Source organism: Rhizobium mulingense (assembly GCF_029194105.1).
In the GTDB taxonomy this organism is placed as follows: domain Bacteria; phylum Pseudomonadota; class Alphaproteobacteria; order Rhizobiales; family Rhizobiaceae; genus Rhizobium; species Rhizobium mulingense.
The window spans coordinates 109195-126948 of sequence record NZ_JARFVE010000003.1; the positions used below are offsets into that span (position 1 = coordinate 109195).

Annotated in this window: 13 protein-coding genes and 3 pseudogenes; 7 read left to right on the forward strand and 9 right to left on the reverse strand. The window is 61.0% G+C overall.

Translation table 11 applies throughout. The features are described from left to right. The first annotated feature begins 1 nt into the window (after window position 1). The 4 genes from PYR71_RS05470 to PYR71_RS05485 are packed head-to-tail and all read left to right on the forward strand — an operon-like array spanning window position 2 to window position 3637. Complete coding sequence (locus tag PYR71_RS05470; protein WP_275618536.1) at window positions 2-820, forward strand: ATP-binding cassette domain-containing protein; 819 nt, start codon at window positions 2-4, stop codon at window positions 818-820. Next, the gene (locus PYR71_RS05475) at window positions 820-2076 is read left to right on the forward strand and encodes a sugar ABC transporter permease (protein ID WP_275619048.1); all 1257 of its coding nucleotides are present in this window, start codon (window positions 820-822) and stop codon (window positions 2074-2076) included. Before PYR71_RS05470 ends, PYR71_RS05475 begins: the two co-directional genes overlap by 1 nt. A gap of 25 nt (window positions 2077-2101) precedes the next feature. Continuing rightward, window positions 2102-2830, forward strand: a complete 729-nt coding sequence (locus PYR71_RS05480; protein WP_275619049.1) for an SDR family oxidoreductase — start codon at window positions 2102-2104, stop codon at window positions 2828-2830. Between the two features lie 42 nt (window positions 2831-2872). Further along, entirely contained in the window at window positions 2873-3637 is a 765-nt protein-coding gene (locus tag PYR71_RS05485) for an SDR family NAD(P)-dependent oxidoreductase (protein WP_275618537.1), read from the forward strand. Window positions 3638-3743: 106 nt separating this feature from the next. Here the strand turns inward: PYR71_RS05485 and PYR71_RS05490 are convergent, their stop codons facing one another. From PYR71_RS05490 to PYR71_RS05510, 5 genes are all read right to left on the reverse strand, one after another. Continuing rightward, the gene (locus PYR71_RS05490; RefSeq protein ID WP_275618538.1) at window positions 3744-5633 is read right to left on the reverse strand and encodes a bifunctional sugar phosphate isomerase/epimerase/4-hydroxyphenylpyruvate dioxygenase family protein; all 1890 of its coding nucleotides are present in this window, start codon (window positions 5631-5633) and stop codon (window positions 3744-3746) included. 23 nt (window positions 5634-5656) lie between these two features. After that, on the reverse strand, window positions 5657-6517 hold the full coding sequence (locus PYR71_RS05495) for a shikimate dehydrogenase (RefSeq protein WP_275618539.1): 861 nt from the start codon (window positions 6515-6517) through the stop codon (window positions 5657-5659). A 64-nt stretch (window positions 6518-6581) separates the two neighbouring features. After that, window positions 6582-7598 carry a TRAP transporter substrate-binding protein gene (locus tag PYR71_RS05500; RefSeq protein ID WP_183918470.1) on the reverse strand — a complete coding sequence of 339 codons (1017 nt, stop codon included), beginning with the start codon at window positions 7596-7598 and terminating at the stop codon, window positions 6582-6584. Window positions 7599-7669: 71 nt separating this feature from the next. After that, entirely contained in the window at window positions 7670-8950 is a 1281-nt protein-coding gene (locus PYR71_RS05505; RefSeq protein WP_275618540.1) for a TRAP transporter large permease subunit, read from the reverse strand. Between the two features lie 10 nt (window positions 8951-8960). Further along, window positions 8961-9524 (reverse strand): TRAP transporter small permease, encoded by a 564-nt coding sequence (locus PYR71_RS05510; RefSeq protein ID WP_275618541.1) that lies wholly within the window; start codon window positions 9522-9524, stop codon window positions 8961-8963. A 279-nt stretch (window positions 9525-9803) separates the two neighbouring features. Between PYR71_RS05510 and PYR71_RS05515 the strand changes: the two genes are divergently transcribed. Next, a complete protein-coding gene (locus tag PYR71_RS05515) occupies window positions 9804-10442 on the forward strand; it encodes a TetR/AcrR family transcriptional regulator (RefSeq protein ID WP_183918467.1) in 639 nt (212 codons plus the stop codon). Between the two features lie 16 nt (window positions 10443-10458). On the opposite strand, the gene PYR71_RS05520 is transcribed toward PYR71_RS05515, so the two are convergent. The 4 genes and pseudogenes from PYR71_RS05520 to PYR71_RS05535 form a co-directional block, all read right to left on the reverse strand. Then, window positions 10459-11481, reverse strand: coding sequence for a sensor histidine kinase (locus PYR71_RS05520; protein WP_275618542.1), 1023 nt, complete (start codon window positions 11479-11481; stop codon window positions 10459-10461). Next, window positions 11481-12185: a response regulator gene (locus tag PYR71_RS05525; RefSeq protein ID WP_275618543.1), complete on the reverse strand. Its 705-nt coding sequence runs from the start codon at window positions 12183-12185 to the stop codon at window positions 11481-11483. The genes PYR71_RS05520 and PYR71_RS05525 overlap by 1 nt, the downstream gene beginning before the upstream one ends. A 44-nt stretch (window positions 12186-12229) precedes the next feature. Next, window positions 12230-13722 (reverse strand): annotated as a pseudogene (locus PYR71_RS05530) (DUF4153 domain-containing protein). Between the two features lie 379 nt (window positions 13723-14101). Beyond that, complete coding sequence (locus tag PYR71_RS05535; RefSeq protein ID WP_096763924.1) at window positions 14102-14290, reverse strand: hypothetical protein; 189 nt, start codon at window positions 14288-14290, stop codon at window positions 14102-14104. A gap of 381 nt (window positions 14291-14671) precedes the next feature. Between PYR71_RS05535 and PYR71_RS30960 the strand changes: the two are divergent. Beyond that, window positions 14672-15107, forward strand: a pseudogene (locus tag PYR71_RS30960) (IS6 family transposase). Window positions 15108-15371: 264 nt separating this feature from the next. Then, window positions 15372-17432 (forward strand): annotated as a pseudogene (locus PYR71_RS05545) (AI-2E family transporter). Window positions 17433-17754: the final 322 nt, after the last annotated feature.

Genomic DNA, 17754 nt, shown 5'->3' on the forward strand with positions numbered 1-17754 from the left:
GATGTCTGAAACCTCTCACATTTTTGACTCGCGCCAGCCCGTCCTCAGCCTGCGCGGAGTTTCGAAGAATTTCGGAGCGGTGTCGGCACTGACCGACATCGAACTCGACGTGCATGCCGGCGAGGTCGTGGCGCTCGTGGGCGACAATGGCGCCGGCAAATCGACGCTGGTCAAGATCCTGGCCGGCGTGCACCAGCCGAGCTCGGGCACCATCCTGTTCGAGGGAAAGCCGGTGCATCTGTCGAGCCCAAGTGCAGCTCTCGACCTCGGCATCGCGACCGTGTTCCAGGATCTGGCGCTTTGCGAAAATCTCGACGTCGTCGCCAATATTTTCCTCGGCAAGGAGCTCAACCCTTTCCAGCTCGACGAGGTCGCTATGGAGATTCGCGCCTGGAAGCTCTTAAACGAGCTTTCGGCCCGAATCCCAAGCGTGCGCGAGCCCGTCGCTTCGCTCTCCGGCGGGCAGCGCCAGACCGTGGCGATCGCCCGGTCGCTGCTGTTGGAGCCGAAACTGATCATGCTCGACGAACCCACAGCAGCGCTTGGCGTCGCCCAGACCGCCGAAGTGCTGGACCTGATCGAGCGCGTGCGTGAACGCGGCCTCGCCGTCATCATGATCAGCCACAATATGGAGGATGTGCGTGCCGTCGCCGACCGCATCGTCGTCCTTCGGCTCGGGCGCAACAACGGCACCTTCATGCCCGATGCCTCCAACGAGGCGCTCGTCAGCGCGATTACCGGCGCATCCAACAATTCCGTCTCTCGCCGCGCCATGCGCCGCCGGGCGCAAGGCCAGCAAAACGAGGAGGGCAGGCCGTGATGAAGACGATCCCGAACGAACCGACTGCTCCTCAGCTCCTCGACCGACGTGACGAAAGGGTGCGCCATGACGACAGCCTAGCCGGCTCGATCCGCGCCTTTTGGGATCGCATCCGCTCCGGCGACCTCGGCTCGCTACCCGTCATCGTCGGCCTGGCGATCATCTGGACGGTATTCCAGGCGCTCAATCCGGTGTTTCTTTCCAGCGCCAATCTCGTCAACATGCTGTTCGATTGCTCGACGGTCGGCGTCATCTCGCTCGGTATCGTCTGCATCTTGATGGTGGGTGAGATCGATCTTTCCGTCGGCTCGGTCAGCGGCTTCGCCTCGGCGCTGGTCGGCGTTTTCTGGGTCAATCAGGGCTGGCCGGTGGTGCTCGCAGTCCTGGCCGCGATGATCGTCGGCGCCCTGATCGGCTCGCTCTACGCCTTCCTGTTCAACCGTTTCGGCATGCCGAGCTTCGTCTCCACCCTGTCGGGCCTGCTCGCGGTTCTCGGCCTGCAGCTTTATATCCTCGGAGCGACCGGTTCGATCAATCTCCCCTACGGTTCCTGGCTCGTCAATTTCGGGCAGATCATGGTCATGCCGGACCCGGTCGCCTATCTGCTGGTGGCGCTTGCCGGCATTGCCTTCTTCCTCGCGAGCTACCGCACATCGGCGCGCCGGCGGGCAGCCGGCCTGTCGTCGAAATCGACTGGCGGACTGTTGCTGCGCGCGGTCATCATCACCGTCGCCCTGGAAGCGGTTGCTTTCTATCTCAACCAGTCCCGCGGCATCCCCTGGATGTTCGGCCTCTTCGTCGGGCTCGTTGCCGCCATGAATTATGCGCTGACGCGCACCAAATGGGGACGCTCCATGCAAGCCGTCGGCGGCAACAGAGAGGCCGCCCGCCGCTCGGGCATCAATGTGTCGCGCATCTATGCGAGCGCCTTCGTCACTTGTGCCCTGCTTGCGGCGACCGGCGGCGTGCTTTCTGCAGCGCGGCTGGCGACCGCAAGCCAGCAGGCCGGCACCGGCGACGTTAATCTCAACGCCATCGCCGCGGCGGTGATCGGCGGCACGAGCCTGTTCGGCGGGCGCGGCAGCGCTTATTCAGCCCTTCTCGGCATCATCGTCATCCAGTCGATCGCCAGCGGGCTGACGCTTCTCGATCTGTCGTCATCGCTTCGGTACATGATCACCGGCGCCGTCCTTGCCGTCGCTGTCGTCGTCGACTCGCTGGCCCGCCGATCCCGCATCTCGCACGGCCGGGCCTAAAGCACTCAGGAAACAGAGGATGAAAATGGGACAGGAACTGTCTGGAAAGATCGCGGCCGTCACCGGAGCCGCATCGGGTATCGGCCTGGAATGCGCCAAGGCCTTGCTTGCCGCCGGCGCCCGAGTGGTGCTGGTCGACCGGAACGAAGACGCATTGAAGGAAATCTGCTCGGCGCTCGGGACCGATGCCATTCCCTTGGTCATCGATCTCACGGATCCGAAAAGCGTAGCGCGGATGATGCCTGGGATCTTGGCGAAGACAGGCCAGCTGGATATTTTCCACGCCAATGCCGGCTCCTATATCGGCGGCGAGGTGCTGACCGGAGACCCCGACGCCTGGGACCGGATGCTCAATCTGAACGTCAACGCTGCCTTCCGCTCGGTGCATGCCGTCCTGCCGCACATGGTCGAGCGCAAGACCGGAGACATCATCCTGACGAGTTCCGTTGCCGGCATGGTCCCCGTCGTCTGGGAGCCGATCTACACGGCCTCGAAACATGCGGTCCAGGCCTTCGTCCACACACTGAGGCGCCAGGTCGCCAAGCACGGCTTACGGGTCGGCGCTATCGCCCCGGGACCTGTCGTCACCGCACTTCTCAGCGACTGGCCGCAGGAGAAGCTGGACGAGGCGCTCGCCGCGGGCGGCCTGATGGAGGCGAAGGAAGTGGCCGATGCGGTGCTCTTCATGCTGACGCGCCCGCGCAACATCACGATCCGCGATCTCGTCATCCTGCCGCAAAGCACGGATATCTGACGAGGGTGCGCCGGCCTTTCGCAATCATAGAAGGAAACGGACATGATCTTCGATAGGTTTCGCCTGGATGGACAGATGGCGCTGGTGACCGGCGGCACGCGCGGCATCGGGCTTGCGATCGCCGAGGCGCTCGGCGAGGCCGGCGCCAAAGTCCTCATCGCGGGAAGGTCACGCAATGCGGCGGCGGCGGACCGGCTCGCCAAGGCCGGTGTCGAATACGATTTCATCGCCGTCGACCTGACGAAAGACGATGCCGCCGACGCGCTCGTTACCGAGACGCTCTCACGGACAGGCCGGCTCGACATCCTCGTCAACAATGCCGGCATTGCCATTCATGGCGACAGCGGCGAATTCTCCGATGCCGTCTGGCGCGAGATCATGACCGTCAACGTCGACGCCGTCTTCCGCGCCTGCCGCGCCGCACTCGCTCCCATGCGGCGCCAGGGCGGCGGCGTCATCCTCAATATCGGCTCGATCTCGGGCATCGTTTCCAACATTCCGCAGAACCAGGCCGCCTACAACACCTCGAAGGCGGCGGTCCATATGATGACGAAGAGCCTGGCAAGCGAAGTCGCCGCCGAGAACATCCGCGTCAACGCCATCGCTCCCGGCTATATCGAGACCGATCTGTCACGCGGCGGCATCGACAATCCCGACTGGTTCCCGACCTGGCGCAGCATGACCCCGATGGGGCGCGTCGGACAGCCGGAAGAGGTGGCTGGCGCCGCCTTGTTCCTCTGCTCGGCGGCGGCAAGTTATGTCACCGGCGAAGTGCTTGTCATCGATGGCGGTTATACAACGCGATAAAAGTCGACGGGGGCCGCGGGGAGGGGCCTCTGCGTTTATGCTGAGCCTTGCCCTGCCAGTCTTTCCGCGGCGAGCTTATGCAGAGAACCTCGGCCTGACAGGCGTCTCAGGCGCGGGGCAGCCCTGCCGGTCTCAGATGCTTGCGGAGCGCGGCGATCCTGAAGATGGCGTTGGCAGCGCCGTAACCGCGATAACCGCGCCGCTCGACGATCTCGAAAAACAGCCCCTCGCCATAGGTCGGGCTGTAGAGCTGGAAATATTCGCCGGCCTCGTCGCGGTCATAGAGGATGTTGCTGGCCTTGAGGCGATCGGCGAATTCGGCCTGGAGGCCGAAGCGGGCTTCGAGATCGTCGTAATAGTTCGGCGAGATCGCCAGGGAAACGAACCCGTTGGCCGCAAGCGCAGCGGCGGTCGCGAAGATGTCGTCGGTCCTGAAGGCGAGATGCTGGATGCCGGAGCCGAAAGTCTCGGCGATGAAGCGGCCGGCGAGCGTGTTGCGGTTTTCCGCGCCGTTCATGGTGATGCGCAGCGAGCCTTCTTTGTTCTCGACCACCTGGCTTCGGACGATGCCGGAGGGATCGACGATATCGACCATCGGCGTCTTCTCGGCCTCGATGAGCGAGGTGTAAAACAACAGCCAGGTTAAAAGCTCCTCGTATTTCATCGTCTGCGCCATGTGATCAATCGATTGCAGCCCGGTCGGCTGCAGCGGTGTGTCGTCGTCGATCGCATCGAATTCGATCTCCCAGATGCGGGCAAGCTCGCTCTGGCGGTCGAGGAAATAGAGAACACCGCCGCCAACGCCGCGCACGGCCGGCATCTCGATCTCGCCGGCATCGGGCGCTTGTTCGAAGCGCTCGGCCCCGAGGGCGACGGCGCGCTGCAGCGCCGCCTTGGCATCGTCGACCATCAGGCCGGCGGCATAGGCCGAGGTGCCGTGCACGGCATAGGAGGCGCTGGCAAAGCCTTTCTGTTCCGTGTTGATCACGAGATTGATCGCGCCCTGGCGAAACACCGTTACCTGCTTGCTCTTGTGCCTGGCCGCCTTACGGAAGCCGAGGCTTGAAAACAGCGCCTCGAGTGCCGCCGCCTCGTCCTCATCGGCGGTGAACTCGATGAAGGCGATGCCTTCGACCTTGGCGCGCGGCGGCATCACCGGCACCGGCAGCGCGCTCTCTGGCTGCTGGCGCTTGACCTGATCGCCGAGATAGATCAGCGAGCGGCGGCCATCCACCGCGATCGCGTTGGCAGATCCGCCGCGGAACTGGTCGTTGAAGATCTCCAGCGAGAGATAGCCGTCATAACCGGTCGCAGCGACCGCCTTCATGAAGTCGAGCACCGGCAGGTCACCTTCGCCGGGCATATTGCGGAAGTGCCGGCTCCAGTAGAGCAGATCCATGTCGATCAGCGGTGCGTCGGCAAGCTGGATGATGAAGATCTTCTCCTTCGGGATCGAGCGGATGGAGTTGACGTCGATCTTCCGCGACAGCGTATGAAAGCTGTCGAGGATCAAGCCGATATTCGGATGATCGGCCCGCCGGACGATCTCCCAGGCGTCGCGGTGATCGCGGATGTGGCGGCCCCAGGCCAGTGCCTCGTAGCCGACGCGCAGACCGCGCCTGGCGGCGCGCTCGCCGAGTTCGTGAAAATCGGCCGCCGCCCGGTCGAGGCCGCCAAGCGCAGCCGGCGAAACGTTCGAACAGACCAGCACCAGGTCGGTGCCCATCTCCTGCATGAGGTCGAACTTGCGTTCGGCCCGGTCGAAGGTGCGGCTGCGCAGCGGCTCCGGCATGCCTTCGAAATCGCGAAACGGCTGAAAAAGCGTGATCTCCATGCCGAGATCGCGCACCATCCGCCCGACCTCCTTCGGGCTCTCGTCGAAGATCAGGAAATCATTCTCGAAGATCTCCACCCCATCGAAGCCGGCCTTGGCGATCGCCTCCAGCTTGTCGCTGAGGTCGCCGCTCAGCGAAACGGTCGCTATCGATGTCTTCATCGCAGGGTCCCTTCCGATACACGTTAAGTCGTCATCGTCTTGAAATGCGCGAGCATGCGGCCAGCTTCAGGTTCCCTGCCGGTGATCAGGCGAAAGGCTCCGACGGCCTGGAAGACCGCCATGCCGCCGCCGTCGAGCGTTCGGCAGCCGCGCTGCCTCGACTGCCGCAAGAGTTCGGTCTCAAGGGGGAAGTAGACGATCTCGGCGATCCAATGGCGCCTCTCCAGGAGCTCCGGCGGAAGCGGTGTGCCGGGATATTTGGCCATGCCCGTCGGCGTCGCATGGATCAGACCCGATGCGTCTTTCATTGCTGCTTCCAGGTCACCTCCGGCGGCGACCAACGCACCGGGAAAGAGTGCGGACATCGTTTGCGCCAGATCGGTGGCGCGATTTTGTTCGCGATCGAAGACCGTCAGCCTCTGAAGGCCGAGCGTCAGGATGGCATAGGCGGTCGCAACACCCGCTCCGCCGGCGCCAATCTGCACAGCGGAAGAAAGGTCTGCCTGCGGCAGCCCGCGGCGAAAACTCTCGGCAAAGCCCCACCAGTCGGTGTTGTGGCCAAAGCGCCGGCCGTCCTTCAGGACGACGGTGTTGACGGCGCCGAGCGCCCGGGCCTCCGGCGACAGCTCGTCGAGCAGGGGTATGACGAGCTGCTTGCAGGGATGAGTGATATTGAGACCGGCAAGTCCACGCGCTTCGGCATCGCCGATCAAATGCGGAAGATCGGCCGGCGACACATTCAATTTGGCGAGATCGATCAGCTCATAATCGTAGTCCAGCCCCTGCGCCGCACCTTCTTCCATATGCATGGCAGGCGTCAGCGAGGCCTGGATGCCGGACCCGATCAGCCCGGCCTTCAACGGTTTCAGGAGTGTCTCGGCCATGCGCCAGTTCCTGTCTTGCTCGTGATGGGAAAGGCCCGCGGCGTCGCTCGCGGGCCCGATCTACTTACTTGCCGCGAACCGTGTCGAGCTCCTTGAAGAGCTGCGTCACGGTCTCTGCTCCGATCTGAGCCGCAAACTTGTCCACCAGCGGCTTGACGGCGTCGCGCAGCTTCTGCGTCTCTTCGGGGCTGAGTTCGGCAACTTCCATGCCGGTCTTCTTGATTTCCTCGATCGCCTTGGCATCGAACTCCCTGGAAACCTGGCGCTGATAGTCGCGGGCTTCCGTCGCGGCCGATTGGAAGACTGTCTTCTCCTCATCATTCAGGCCGTCCCAGAACTTCTTGCTGATCAGCACGATCTGCGGATTGTACTGGTGACGGGTGACTGTCATGTACTTCTGCACTTCGAAGAATTTCGCATTGATGATGTTGGCAGCCGGGTTCTCCTGGCCGTCGACGGTGCCGGTCTCGAGCGCGGTATAGAGCTCGGTGTAGGGGAGGGGCACCGCGTTGGCGCCGAGACTGTTGAAGAGTTCGATCGGGATCGGCGACTGGATCGTGCGGATCTTCAGGCCCTTGATATCCTCGAGCTTGGTGACGGGATGACGATTGTTGGTGAGGTTGCGGAAACCGAGCTCCCAATAGGCGAGGCCGACGAGGCCTGTATCCGGCAGGAGCTTCATCAGGCTCGTGCCGAACGCGCCGTCCATCACCTTGTCGGCCTCTTCGCCGCTGTTGAAGAGGAAGGGCAGGTCGACGGCGCCGAATTGCTTGACATTGCTCGCGAGAATGCCGGCGTTGAGCACGGTCATCTCGATGACACCGCCCTGCAGGGCCGAGACCGTCTGCACGTCGCCGCCGAGCACGCCGCCCGGAAACAGCTTGACCTCGATCTTGCCGCCGCTCTTTTCCTTCACCAGCTCGGCGAACTTCTCCATGCCCATGACTTGGGGATGGCCCTTATTATTGGCGGCGGCGAATTTGAGGCTGTGTTCGCGGATCTCGGCCACAGCGGGGCCGCTTGCCAAGAGAGCAATGGGCAGAGCCAGTCCCAGCGCCAGTTTCGTCAATCTATTCAGCATGTTTTCCTCCCAGGATAGAGCCGGCATCTCCCTCCGGCCGCGTTGAAATTGCATCGCCGTCACTGGCGACATCAGTGTCCGAACCAGGCGACCGGTGCGGTCACCAGCTGCGGGAAAAGGACGAGCAGAAACAGAACGACCAGCTCGGCGATCATGAAGGGGATCACGCCCTTCATCAGTTCTTCCATCGACAGCTTCGAAACCCCGCAAATGACGTTGAGCACCGTGCCGACCGGCGGCGTGATCAGCCCGATCGAATTGTTGATGATGAACAGCACGCCGAAATAGACCGGGTCGATCCCCGCCTGCTTGATGATCGGCATCAGCACCGGTGTCATCACCAGGATTGTCGGCGTCATGTCCATGGCGGTTCCGACGACGACGATGAGCACCATGATGGCAAGCAGCAGCAGCGTCTGATTGTCCATCAGCGGCTCGACGAGGCCGGCGAGCTCGCCGGGCACGTCGGCGACGGTGATCAGCCAGGCGGAAACGGCAGCGCAGGCCACCAGGAACATCACCACCGAGGTGATCTTCGCGGCCGCGACGAAAACCTCGAACAGCCGTGACGGTGGCAGCTCACGATAGACGACCATCGACACGAAGAGCGAATAGACCGCCGCGACGACGCCGGCTTCGGTCGGCGTGAACACGCCGAATTTCAGGCCGACGATGATGATGATGGGAAGCATCAGCGCCCAAAGGCTTTCGACGAAGGCCTTCATCCGCTCGGCGCCGCTTTGTTTCGGCGGCAGAGCGAACTGTTCCTTGCGCGCCACGATCAACCAGGTGATGCAAAGGGCGGCGCCGATCATCAGGCCGGGGAAGATGCCGGCCAGAAACAGCTTGGTGATCGAGACCCCGCCGATGACGCCGTAGAGAATGAAGCCGATCGACGGCGGGATGATCGGGCCGATGATCGAGGCCGAGGCGAGCAGGCCGCCGGCCCGCGCCGGATCATGGCCAGACTTCAGCATCATCGGAAAGAGCAGGGCGCCGAGTGCGGCCGCATCGGCGACGGCCGAGCCCGAAAGGCTGGATAGCACGCAGGCCGCGAAGATCGCCACGAAGCCGAGGCCGCCCCTGATATGGCCGACCAGGGCCATGGCAAGATTGACGATACGACGCGAAAGGCCGCCGGTATTCATCACCTCGCCGGCGAGCAGGAAAAAGGGCACGGCCATCAGCGGAAAGCTGTCGGCGCCGTTCAGCACATTCTGGGCTACGATCTGCGCATCGAACATGCCGAGATACATCATCAGCGCCACACCTGTGATGATGAGGGCAAAGGCGATCGGCACGCCGAGCGCCATCGGACCGAGAAGAGCGCCGAGGAAGATGGTGACGGTCATGACGCGCTCCTCAGTGCTTCGGCGTCAGAACGGGAAACGCGGTCTGCGCGGGATCTTCGAGGGCCGCCTGTTCTTCGCTGTCACGCACGAGTGCGGCAGTCGTCACATCGATGCGGTCGGTCGCGATCGCGAAGGCATCCCAGAGCAGGATGAAAAAGGCCGGCACGCCGAAGGCGAGCCCGGCGCCGTAGAAGACGCCCATCGAAATGCCGGTCGCCGGGGCTGATACGTGAAGGTTGATCACCGTCTGGGCCCAGCTTCCACTGATCATCAGCCACGTGGCGATCAGCATCATGCCGTAGCCGAGGAGCACGGCGAGCTTGGCGATCGGTTTCGGCAGGCGGGTGATCAGGGAGTCGACGCCGAGATGGGCGTGTTCGCGCATTGCGACGACGGCGCCGAGGAAGGTCAGCCAGATGAAAAAAATGCGCGACAGCTCCTCGGAGGAGGTAATTCCCTGGTTGAAGGCGTAGCGAAGCACGACATTGCCGAAGACGAGTACTACCATGCCCGCCAGCAGCAGGGCGATCGTAACCTTCAGCGCGAAGAAATATAAATCGATGATACGAATCATTCGCTCCTCCCAAGCGTGGCCTTGCCCTGTCGGCCGACCGTCGTCAGACCCGTCAGAGCGCGTCTTGACCGAAATATTGCCGTCGCGATCAAATCCTCCACTGGTCGCCCTTCCAAAATGTACTAACTAGTTCGTATGTCAAGCGGCAACTATTGAAACATTTCGTCAACGTGAATAAGACTGACGAGCCTCGGAAACAGAAAACGCATGCTTAACCGAAGCCGAAAACCGAAATTCGAAATATAATACAATAGATTGGAAAGTGCGGTAGCGAGGTCCATGGCGGAACGGAGCGAAAACGGCCGGAAGAATGATCCGGAGCAGACGAAGGAAGACATTCTCCTCGTCGCAACTCAGGAATTCTCGACCCATGGCCTCGCCGGCGCCCGGGTCGACTCGATTGCCGAGAAGACGCGCACCTCGAAACGGATGATTTATTATTATTTCGGCAGCAAGGAGGGGCTCTATCTTGCCGTCCTGGAGCAGTCCTATCGCAAGATCCGCTCGCTGGAATCCGATCTGCATCTGTCCAATCTCGAACCGGAAGAGGCGCTGCGGACGCTGATCTCGACGACCTTCGATCACGACGAGGCCAATCCCGATTTCGTCCGCCTGGTCAGTATCGAAAACATCCATCACGCCGCGCATATGCTTCGTTCGGAGGCGATCCGCGATCTCAACGTTTCGGTTATCGAAACCATCGCCGGCATATTGGAGCGCGGCTTCGACCACGGCATCTTCCGGCGTAAGGCCGACCCGATCGACATCCATATGATGATCAGCGCCTTCTGCTTCTTTCGCGTGTCGAACCGCTATACGTTCGGGACGATCTTCAGGCGCAATCTCTCGGATGGCGATACCATCGAACGCCATCGCGGCATGATTGCCGACGCTGTCGTCAGCTATCTGAAAAGCTGAGAGCCGGAGACTCACCTCAACTGCGCGACGATGGCACGGGCAGGGTGATTTCGAACTCGGCGCCGGTGCCAACCGTCGGCCGAAGGTGGATCGTGCCACCATGGGAACTCAGCATGGCGCGGATAATGCCGAGGCCCATGCCTGTGCCGCCCTGTTCGCGGCGGGTCGAGAAGAACGGTTGAAAGATGCGTTCGCGATTAGCCTCGGAAATACCGCTGCCGTCGTCACGGACGAGAAAGACGGCCTTGCGGTCGTCGGCCGAGATGACGAATTCCAATAGCGAGGCGCCGTGCTGTAGCGCGTTTTCGGCGAGGTTGGCAAAGACAATGACGGCTGCTTCGTGCGGGAGCGCGATCGAGGTTTCCGCATCTCCGGCAGCCGAAACTTCAAGGGCGGGGAAACGCGAGCGCAGTGAAGCTATGATGCTGGCGACGTTGCTTCCGCCCTCGCTCACAGGCGTCTCCGCCTGCGCGAGCTCTCGCAACCGCTGCAGTAACGCATCGAGCCGGACAGCGTCCGCGACGATATTGTCGAGAAAATGCAAGCGCTGTGCTGTCGTCATCGGCTTCTCGGCATCGTCATCGCGCAGAAGTTCCGCCGCGCCCCGGATGGCCGTCAGCGGCGATTTCAGCTCGTGCGAAACATGGGCGGCAAACGAGCGGACATAGTCCGTGCGGTCGACCAGTTTTCCGGCAAGATCGAGGAAGCTTTGCGACAGCACCGCGATCTCCCGCGTTCCATGGCTGTCGAGCGGACGGATCGCCGCCTTGCCGCCGCGGGCAATCTCTTCCGTGCGGGCGATCAGGGCGTAGATGGGCCCGGTGATGGTGCGCGTCAGCACATAGGCAATGCCGAGCGTCAGTATCGCGACAATGGCAAGCGCCCCGATTTCCGCCGGCGCCATCCGGCTCGAATTCGCCTCGACGGCACGAAACCAGACGACGATCAAGATCGGCAGAGCCATGACGGCGAGCAGCACACCATAGACGATCAGCGCCAGCCTCGGCCGCCATTTCACCCTGACTTTCAGCGCCGGCATCAAGCCTTCCTCCCGAGTTCACCGCTAAGCTTGAAGCCGATGCCGTGAACGGTCGCGATGATCCCGGAGCCGCCGACCGCGGTGAATTTGGCTCTGATGTTGCGGATATGGCTGTCGATTGTCCGGTCGGCGACGTAGGTGCCAGCGCCGTAAGCGGCTTGCATCAATTGTTCGCGGCTGAAGACCATACCGGGACGCGACAGCAATGCTTCCAGGATTGCGAATTCCAGCGCTGTCATCGCGAGGGCGCTGTCGCCGAACATAACCGTCCGGCCGTGGCGATCCAGGCTGATCTCGCCGGCGACAAGGGCGGCATGGCGTCTGTCGGGCGCCGCCTCGTTGCCGCTTCGCTTCAATATCGCCTTGACCCTGGCGATGAGTTCGCGCGGGCTGAAAGGCTTGGTGACATAATCGTCGCCGCCGATTTCGAGCCCCAGGATCCTGTCGATCTCTTCGTCGCGGGCGGACAGAAACAGGATCGGCAAGCCCGATGTCTTGCGGATCTGCCGGCAGACCTCCAGACCATCCATATCGGGCATGCCGATATCGAGAATGATCAGATCGATGTTGCCGCGGCGGAAGGCCGCCATCGCCTCGATGCCGCCGCGAACGGCCGTCGATATCAAGCCGGCGCGTTCAAGAGCGAAGCAGATCACATCGCGGATGTGAGGTTCGTCATCGACGACGAGAATGCGGGGCATCACCGGTCCTGTGTTGGTTTGTCGTGCCTGTTGTCATCGTTCTCGTTCTATCTTGCAATGGCAGCAGGAGACAGAAGATAGCTCTCCAGCCGCGCGGATCGGAAGGTCCAGTTCCGCCAGTCACGCCGACGCATCTGAAAATTCCTGGAGAGATAGTAGCGAACCGTCACCGCTTCGCTCTTCTTGTCGATCAGGTGGTCCGGCAGCATCTGGAGATAGCGATCGAGCGCCGGAATGACGGAAGGGCCGAGCGAGGAGAGATAGTCGAGATCGAGCGGCGGGCCTTCCTGACTGATCTCCTGGCTGTGGGCGATATTGAAGCGGGCGATGAAAGCCGGAAAATCCATGAAGGAGCTGATGTAGAGAATCATAAGGAGGGAGGCGAGGTTTGCGGTGATCAGCCATGCGTTGGATCGGTTGAACAGAATGCGCAGGAGGATCAAGACAAGACCGATGGCGACGATCCCCATCCAGAGACCGGCGGCGACACGCAGCTCCGTCAGCGAATAGACTTCGACGTAAAGCCCGAGCCGCAGCATCGAGGACAGGCAAAGCAGGACATTCTGGCCGATCCAGGCGTGGACGAGGCCGCGGATCAGCGCGCTATGATCGCCGGGGCCGCCGCGGCGCATCGCGACGAGGACGAAGCCGGCGGCGAGAAGTGCTGTGGCAATCAGCGGATAGGCGCCGCGATGTATTCGGCGTGGCTCATGTGCTCGGGCAGATCGGCGCCGCCCCAGAGATAGACAAGATCGAGAAGCGTCTGCACGGCAAAAATTGCGTTGAACAAGACCAGCGATCGCAACAGCGAAGCATGGCCAAGCGGCGCATTCCTGGTGGGCACGATCATGAACGATCTGCCGGCTTGCGATCTTGCAGCGCGACGCTTCAGGCGCGGCCGCAGCATCGCCCAGACGACAACAGCGATCATCATCCAGAAGCCGATCCGCCAAAGATCGAGGAACTGCAGCAAAACGGCAAAATCGATACTGCGCAGCGCGATCTCGATCAACGGATTGGCCGCAGCAAAGAGAGATACGAAGATCGCTGCGAGAATGACCGGCATGATCCAGAGGCCAGCGCCTTGTCGGACCACAGCAAAAGAAAACCGTTTGGCCGGCGCCGCAAGATATTTCCGGATACTCTCGCCAAGCCGCAAGGGAATGACGAGAGCGAAGCGGAAGAACACCAGAGGCAGAGCGGTAAGGCGGCGAGGCATCAGCCTGGCGCTGACGAGAGCAACCCACATCAGTGCGCCGAAACAAAGGGCAAGGCCCGTGAGCGAGGGCATTTCCACAAGGGGCGCCGACGCCAGGACCAAAAAACCGAGCAGGAAAGTCGCCATCGGAAACTGAGGCCTCTTCCTGGCCGAAAACAGAATGCCGACGCAGACGGCGAGCGCAAAAAGGAAGAGGTTTATCCCCAGCGCCTGGCCAAAGATCAGAAAATCCGCAAGCGCCACCAGCGCAAGCAGGGCCACCGTCCGGCCGCTACCGCGTTTGATCGTCATCGGCTCTGTCAAAATATCGGCTGTATCCATTGCTGCTCCTCTTGCAAAGGCCGGGTTGAGATCACGATGAGCCTCGTGTCCGATCTCGCTGCGGCAGGCGTGTCTTGAGACCCGTCCGTCAGCCACCAGCCGTCATTACGGAGGCGATCCGGTAAAGCGAGGGGTGCGGGACGGGGCGGGTTGCTGTTCTTGCTCATGGCAGGAAGATGGCGCGCCGGATTGCAGATTTTGTGCAAAAAGCGAGGAGCAATTCAGGAAATTGCCCTAAGCGCCGCGCGTCCGTTCAGACGCGCAGAGGACGCTGCCACATTAAGCAGCCGCCCGTGAACGCAACGTCAGGACCTAAGTCGGGGCGTATGTCGGCGCCGCTCGTGTTCCGCAAGCAAGGGCGAAGGAATTAAGAAGGACACTATCGGAATCGCTGTGCACGTCTGGCATTGTGCAGCAGCTCGCAGGCTGTCGCGAAGGGCCCGAAAAGTTTGAGCAGCATCGCTTGTTCCTCGGCATCTATATAGTGACGAGCGCAGAATTCCGTGACGGACCAGACTTTCATCAGATCGTCCGTTTCGATTTGCCTGGGTTCGATGTGTTCAGTCAACGGCGTGTCCTCCGAGCATCAAGACTACGCCACCGAGGATTTTATAAGAACTAGCTAAAAAGGATTACGAGCAAATATATCTAAGGCGATGTTCACGTTGTCTGCAGCTTAACGATTGGCGGATAATTAAGCAGGGATGAGCCCGCCGCCGATCAGCTACAAGAACCACCGCTTTCCACCGCAAATCATCGCCCATGCGGTGTGGCTGTACTTCCGGTTTCCGTTGAGCCTGCGGCTGGTCGAAGGAAATGCTGTTGGAGCGGGGCATTGTCGGATCTTACGAAACGATCCGGCGATGGGGCCGGCGGGGCGGCTTATGCCAAGCAGTTGCGCAGAAAGAAGCCGTCGCAAAAGTATATCTGGCATTTGGATCAGGTGGTGATGTCCATCGGCGGCCGGAACCATTGGCTTTGGCGCGCGATTGACCAAGACGGCTACGTTCTCGACGAGATCGTCCAGGCCCGCCGCGATGCCAAGGCTGCCAAGCGATTGCTGGTCAGGCCGCTGAAGAAGAAGGGCCTGTCGCCGAAGCGCATCGTCAGCGACAAACTGCGCTCATATGGAGCAGCAAGGCGCGATCGAATGCCCGGGCGTCGAACATCGCTCACATAAAGGCGTGAACAATCGTGCGGAAAATTCCCATCTGCCGCTCCGAAAACGAGAGCGGGTGATGCAGGGTTTCCGATCTGTCGAAGGCTTGCAACGTTTCATCTCGGTCCTTTCCGAAGTCAGAAATCTTTTCGCCCCGCACCGTAAACGCTCAGCCCTGGACCCCCCATTCATCGAATTCGCGCAATGGCGCAGTGGAAAGCTGTGATCGCAGCAGCTGTCTGAGTTCAAGGGAAGCGCTTCATGCGTCCTCAGTCAAGCAACGTGACAATGCCCTTTCGGCAGCTCGCTCGCACACATTTCCCCCCATGGCCAAGGAGCAAACACCTAGACGGGGTCAACTATCGTGAAGGAAAACCGGCAGTGCTCGTCGTGACATTTGTTGCGGCTTTTTGCTGTACGTCTCTTTGCCCGTGCGGTCACCTCCGCACACGACGGCATAAAGGCAGTCAAGTGAGGTACGTCGCAACCATTGCCGAGGCCACACTGCGCCCTAATTGCAAAGACTTGGCGAGAGCGACCGGCACATCGATGTCTTCGAGTAACGCCAAAGATCACGGAGGCGGAATTGGAAAATGACCTCGGCCCCCGTCGCGTCTATTCGACCTCGCCATCCTCCCCTTCACGCATGCCCGCCTTCGCGAGTGTCCTCGCTGTTATTGCTATTCTGTATTTCGGCAAGGAAGTACTTCTTCCTCTAGCAATCGCAGTCCTGTTGACGTTCGCCTTGGCTCCCATTTCCTCTCGTCTTCGAAAGCTTGGCCTGCCTCGTATTCCGGCGGTCATCATCACTGTCGTGCTCGCTTTTCTTGTCCTCGTCCTGTTCGGGCTTGTCGTAGCGGGACACATTGCCGAAGTCGCCCAGAACCTTCCGGCCTACCAGGGCAACATCATTGCAAAAATTCGGTCTCTCCAGGAAAGTGGAACGGACAGCGGTATTGTGCGGCGCCTGACATCCGTCGTTGAAAGCGTCGGTCGTGAGCTCAGCAATGCGGAGGAGCGCCCAGTTGCTCCCGGTAACGCATCAAGACCAAGAGAGCCCGTGCTCGTCGAAATATTCGCGCCGAGCAGACCAATTGAAACGCTTACTACCCTGATTGGTCCTCTGCTTGGCCCCATCGCCTCATTGGGTTTGATCATCGTCGTCGTAATATTCATGCTGTTAGAGCGGGAAGAGCTTCGCGATCGCTTTATCCGGCTCGTTGGCTATGGCGATCTGCATCGCACAACAGAAGCCATCCAGGAGGCGGGAAGCCGCGTCGCGCGGTATCTTCTTATGCAGTTGGTGGTGAACTGCGCTTACGGCGTACCATTGGCGCTCGGACTGTGGGCGGTCGGCATACCAAATCCAGCGCTCTGGGGGATGCTGGCCATCGTCCTTCGATTTGTCCCCTATATCGGCCCTGTCATCGCGACAGTTCTGCCGCTGTTCCTGGCCTTTGCAGTCGATCCTGGCTGGAGCCTTGTTCTCTGGGTTGCGGCCATTTTCGTCGTGCTGGAATTGACCAGCAACAATGTCATCGAGCCCTGGCTCTATGGTTCTCGTACCGGACTCTCTCCGCTGGCAATCATCGTCGCGGCGATTTTTTGGGCATGGCTGTGGGGCCCAGTCGGTCTTGTCCTGTCCACGCCATTGACGGTGTGTCTTGCAGTCCTGGGGCGGTACGTCCCGCAGTTCGAGTTCCTTGAGGTGGTTTTTGGTAGTGACCCGGTGCTCGATCCCAAGGAGCGGCTGTACCAGCGGCTCCTTGCCGGCGATCCGGACGAGGCGACCGATTACGCTGAGGAATTCCTTGAGGAGGATTATCTCGAGGACTACTACGGCAAGGTTGCCATTCCCGCCCTTCTACTGGCGGAGAAGGATAGGCGTCGAGGCGTGTTGACCGCGGAGCAGATGGAACAGGTGTTCGGGACCGCCATCACGCTGGTCTCGAACCTTGCGGAAATCGCGCAGGAAGAAGAACAAGAAGAAGAGGAAGAGGAAGAACAGAAGGAGAAGGAATCATCGGCAGGTCGGCCCAGCACCCTGCCGAAAGAAGGCAATGAAAATGAAAGCGAACTCCCTGACGGACGTGGCAAGACCGTCTTCTGCATCGGAGGCAGGGGTCCGCTCGACGACGCGTCGGCTGCGATGCTCGCCCAGGTTCTTCAGGTACAGGGAGCCGAGGTGGTCGCAGCGAGGCATTCTGACATCCCCAATCGGCGCGCCATGAGCCTGGTTCCGAAACAATCGAACGCCATCGTGGTTTGCTTCCTCAACGAGGACTCGGCACGGCACGCCAGCATACTTATTCGTCGGTTCAAGCGCATATACCCGGCCATTCGCGTTGGCGCGGTCCTTTGGGTGGAAAACCAGGAGGAAAGGCAACCGCCTACGCTTCGGGAGGCGGATTTCGTTGCCACGACCTTGACCTCGGCTGCCTGCGAGGCACTCGCCGATGCACCAGCATCATTGGTGACGCCCGCGCGCAAGATTCGTACCAGGCGATCCTCGAAAAAGACAGGCATGACCGCCGCGCAGTCCGGGATTTAGCGGGAAACTCCTGGCAGCGTCAAGCGGCCGGTGAGAACAAGCTAATCATAAGAATAGCACATTCACCGGTGGAAGACTCGCAGCCGTCGCGTTCTAGAAAACGATCTCATTGTCCTCCGCAGTGATTAAGTCGCTGCCTGATTCTGTGGAGGTCGCCAATAGCGCTGTCGTCGAGCAAGACCAGATCGTCGTTCTCGAAGTGAGGATTAATGAGGTCGACCGGCAATGGTGGGCTGATTACCGCAACGCACTCTGAGGGAGGCTTCGTCAGGAGAGATCGTTATATGGGATGCAAATCAAGTGGTATGAGGAGCGGCTAACT

What these genes read in the sequence shown, in the direction of transcription:
- PYR71_RS05470 (WP_275618536.1), top strand. Translation starts at nt 2, where the DNA reads ATGTCTGAAACCTCTCACATTTTTGACTCGCGCCAGCCCGTCCTCAGC.
- PYR71_RS05475 (WP_275619048.1), top strand. Translation starts at nt 820, where the DNA reads ATGAAGACGATCCCGAACGAACCGACTGCTCCTCAGCTCCTCGACCGA.
- PYR71_RS05480 (WP_275619049.1), top strand. Translation starts at nt 2,102, where the DNA reads ATGGGACAGGAACTGTCTGGAAAGATCGCGGCCGTCACCGGAGCCGCA.
- PYR71_RS05485 (WP_275618537.1), top strand. Translation starts at nt 2,873, where the DNA reads ATGATCTTCGATAGGTTTCGCCTGGATGGACAGATGGCGCTGGTGACC.
- PYR71_RS05490 (WP_275618538.1), bottom strand. Translation starts at nt 5,633, where the DNA reads ATGAAGACATCGATAGCGACCGTTTCGCTGAGCGGCGACCTCAGCGAC.
- PYR71_RS05495 (WP_275618539.1), bottom strand. Translation starts at nt 6,517, where the DNA reads ATGGCCGAGACACTCCTGAAACCGTTGAAGGCCGGGCTGATCGGGTCC.
- PYR71_RS05500 (WP_183918470.1), bottom strand. Translation starts at nt 7,598, where the DNA reads ATGCTGAATAGATTGACGAAACTGGCGCTGGGACTGGCTCTGCCCATT.
- PYR71_RS05505 (WP_275618540.1), bottom strand. Translation starts at nt 8,950, where the DNA reads ATGACCGTCACCATCTTCCTCGGCGCTCTTCTCGGTCCGATGGCGCTC.
- PYR71_RS05510 (WP_275618541.1), bottom strand. Translation starts at nt 9,524, where the DNA reads ATGATTCGTATCATCGATTTATATTTCTTCGCGCTGAAGGTTACGATC.
- PYR71_RS05515 (WP_183918467.1), top strand. Translation starts at nt 9,804, where the DNA reads ATGGCGGAACGGAGCGAAAACGGCCGGAAGAATGATCCGGAGCAGACG.
- PYR71_RS05520 (WP_275618542.1), bottom strand. Translation starts at nt 11,481, where the DNA reads ATGCCGGCGCTGAAAGTCAGGGTGAAATGGCGGCCGAGGCTGGCGCTG.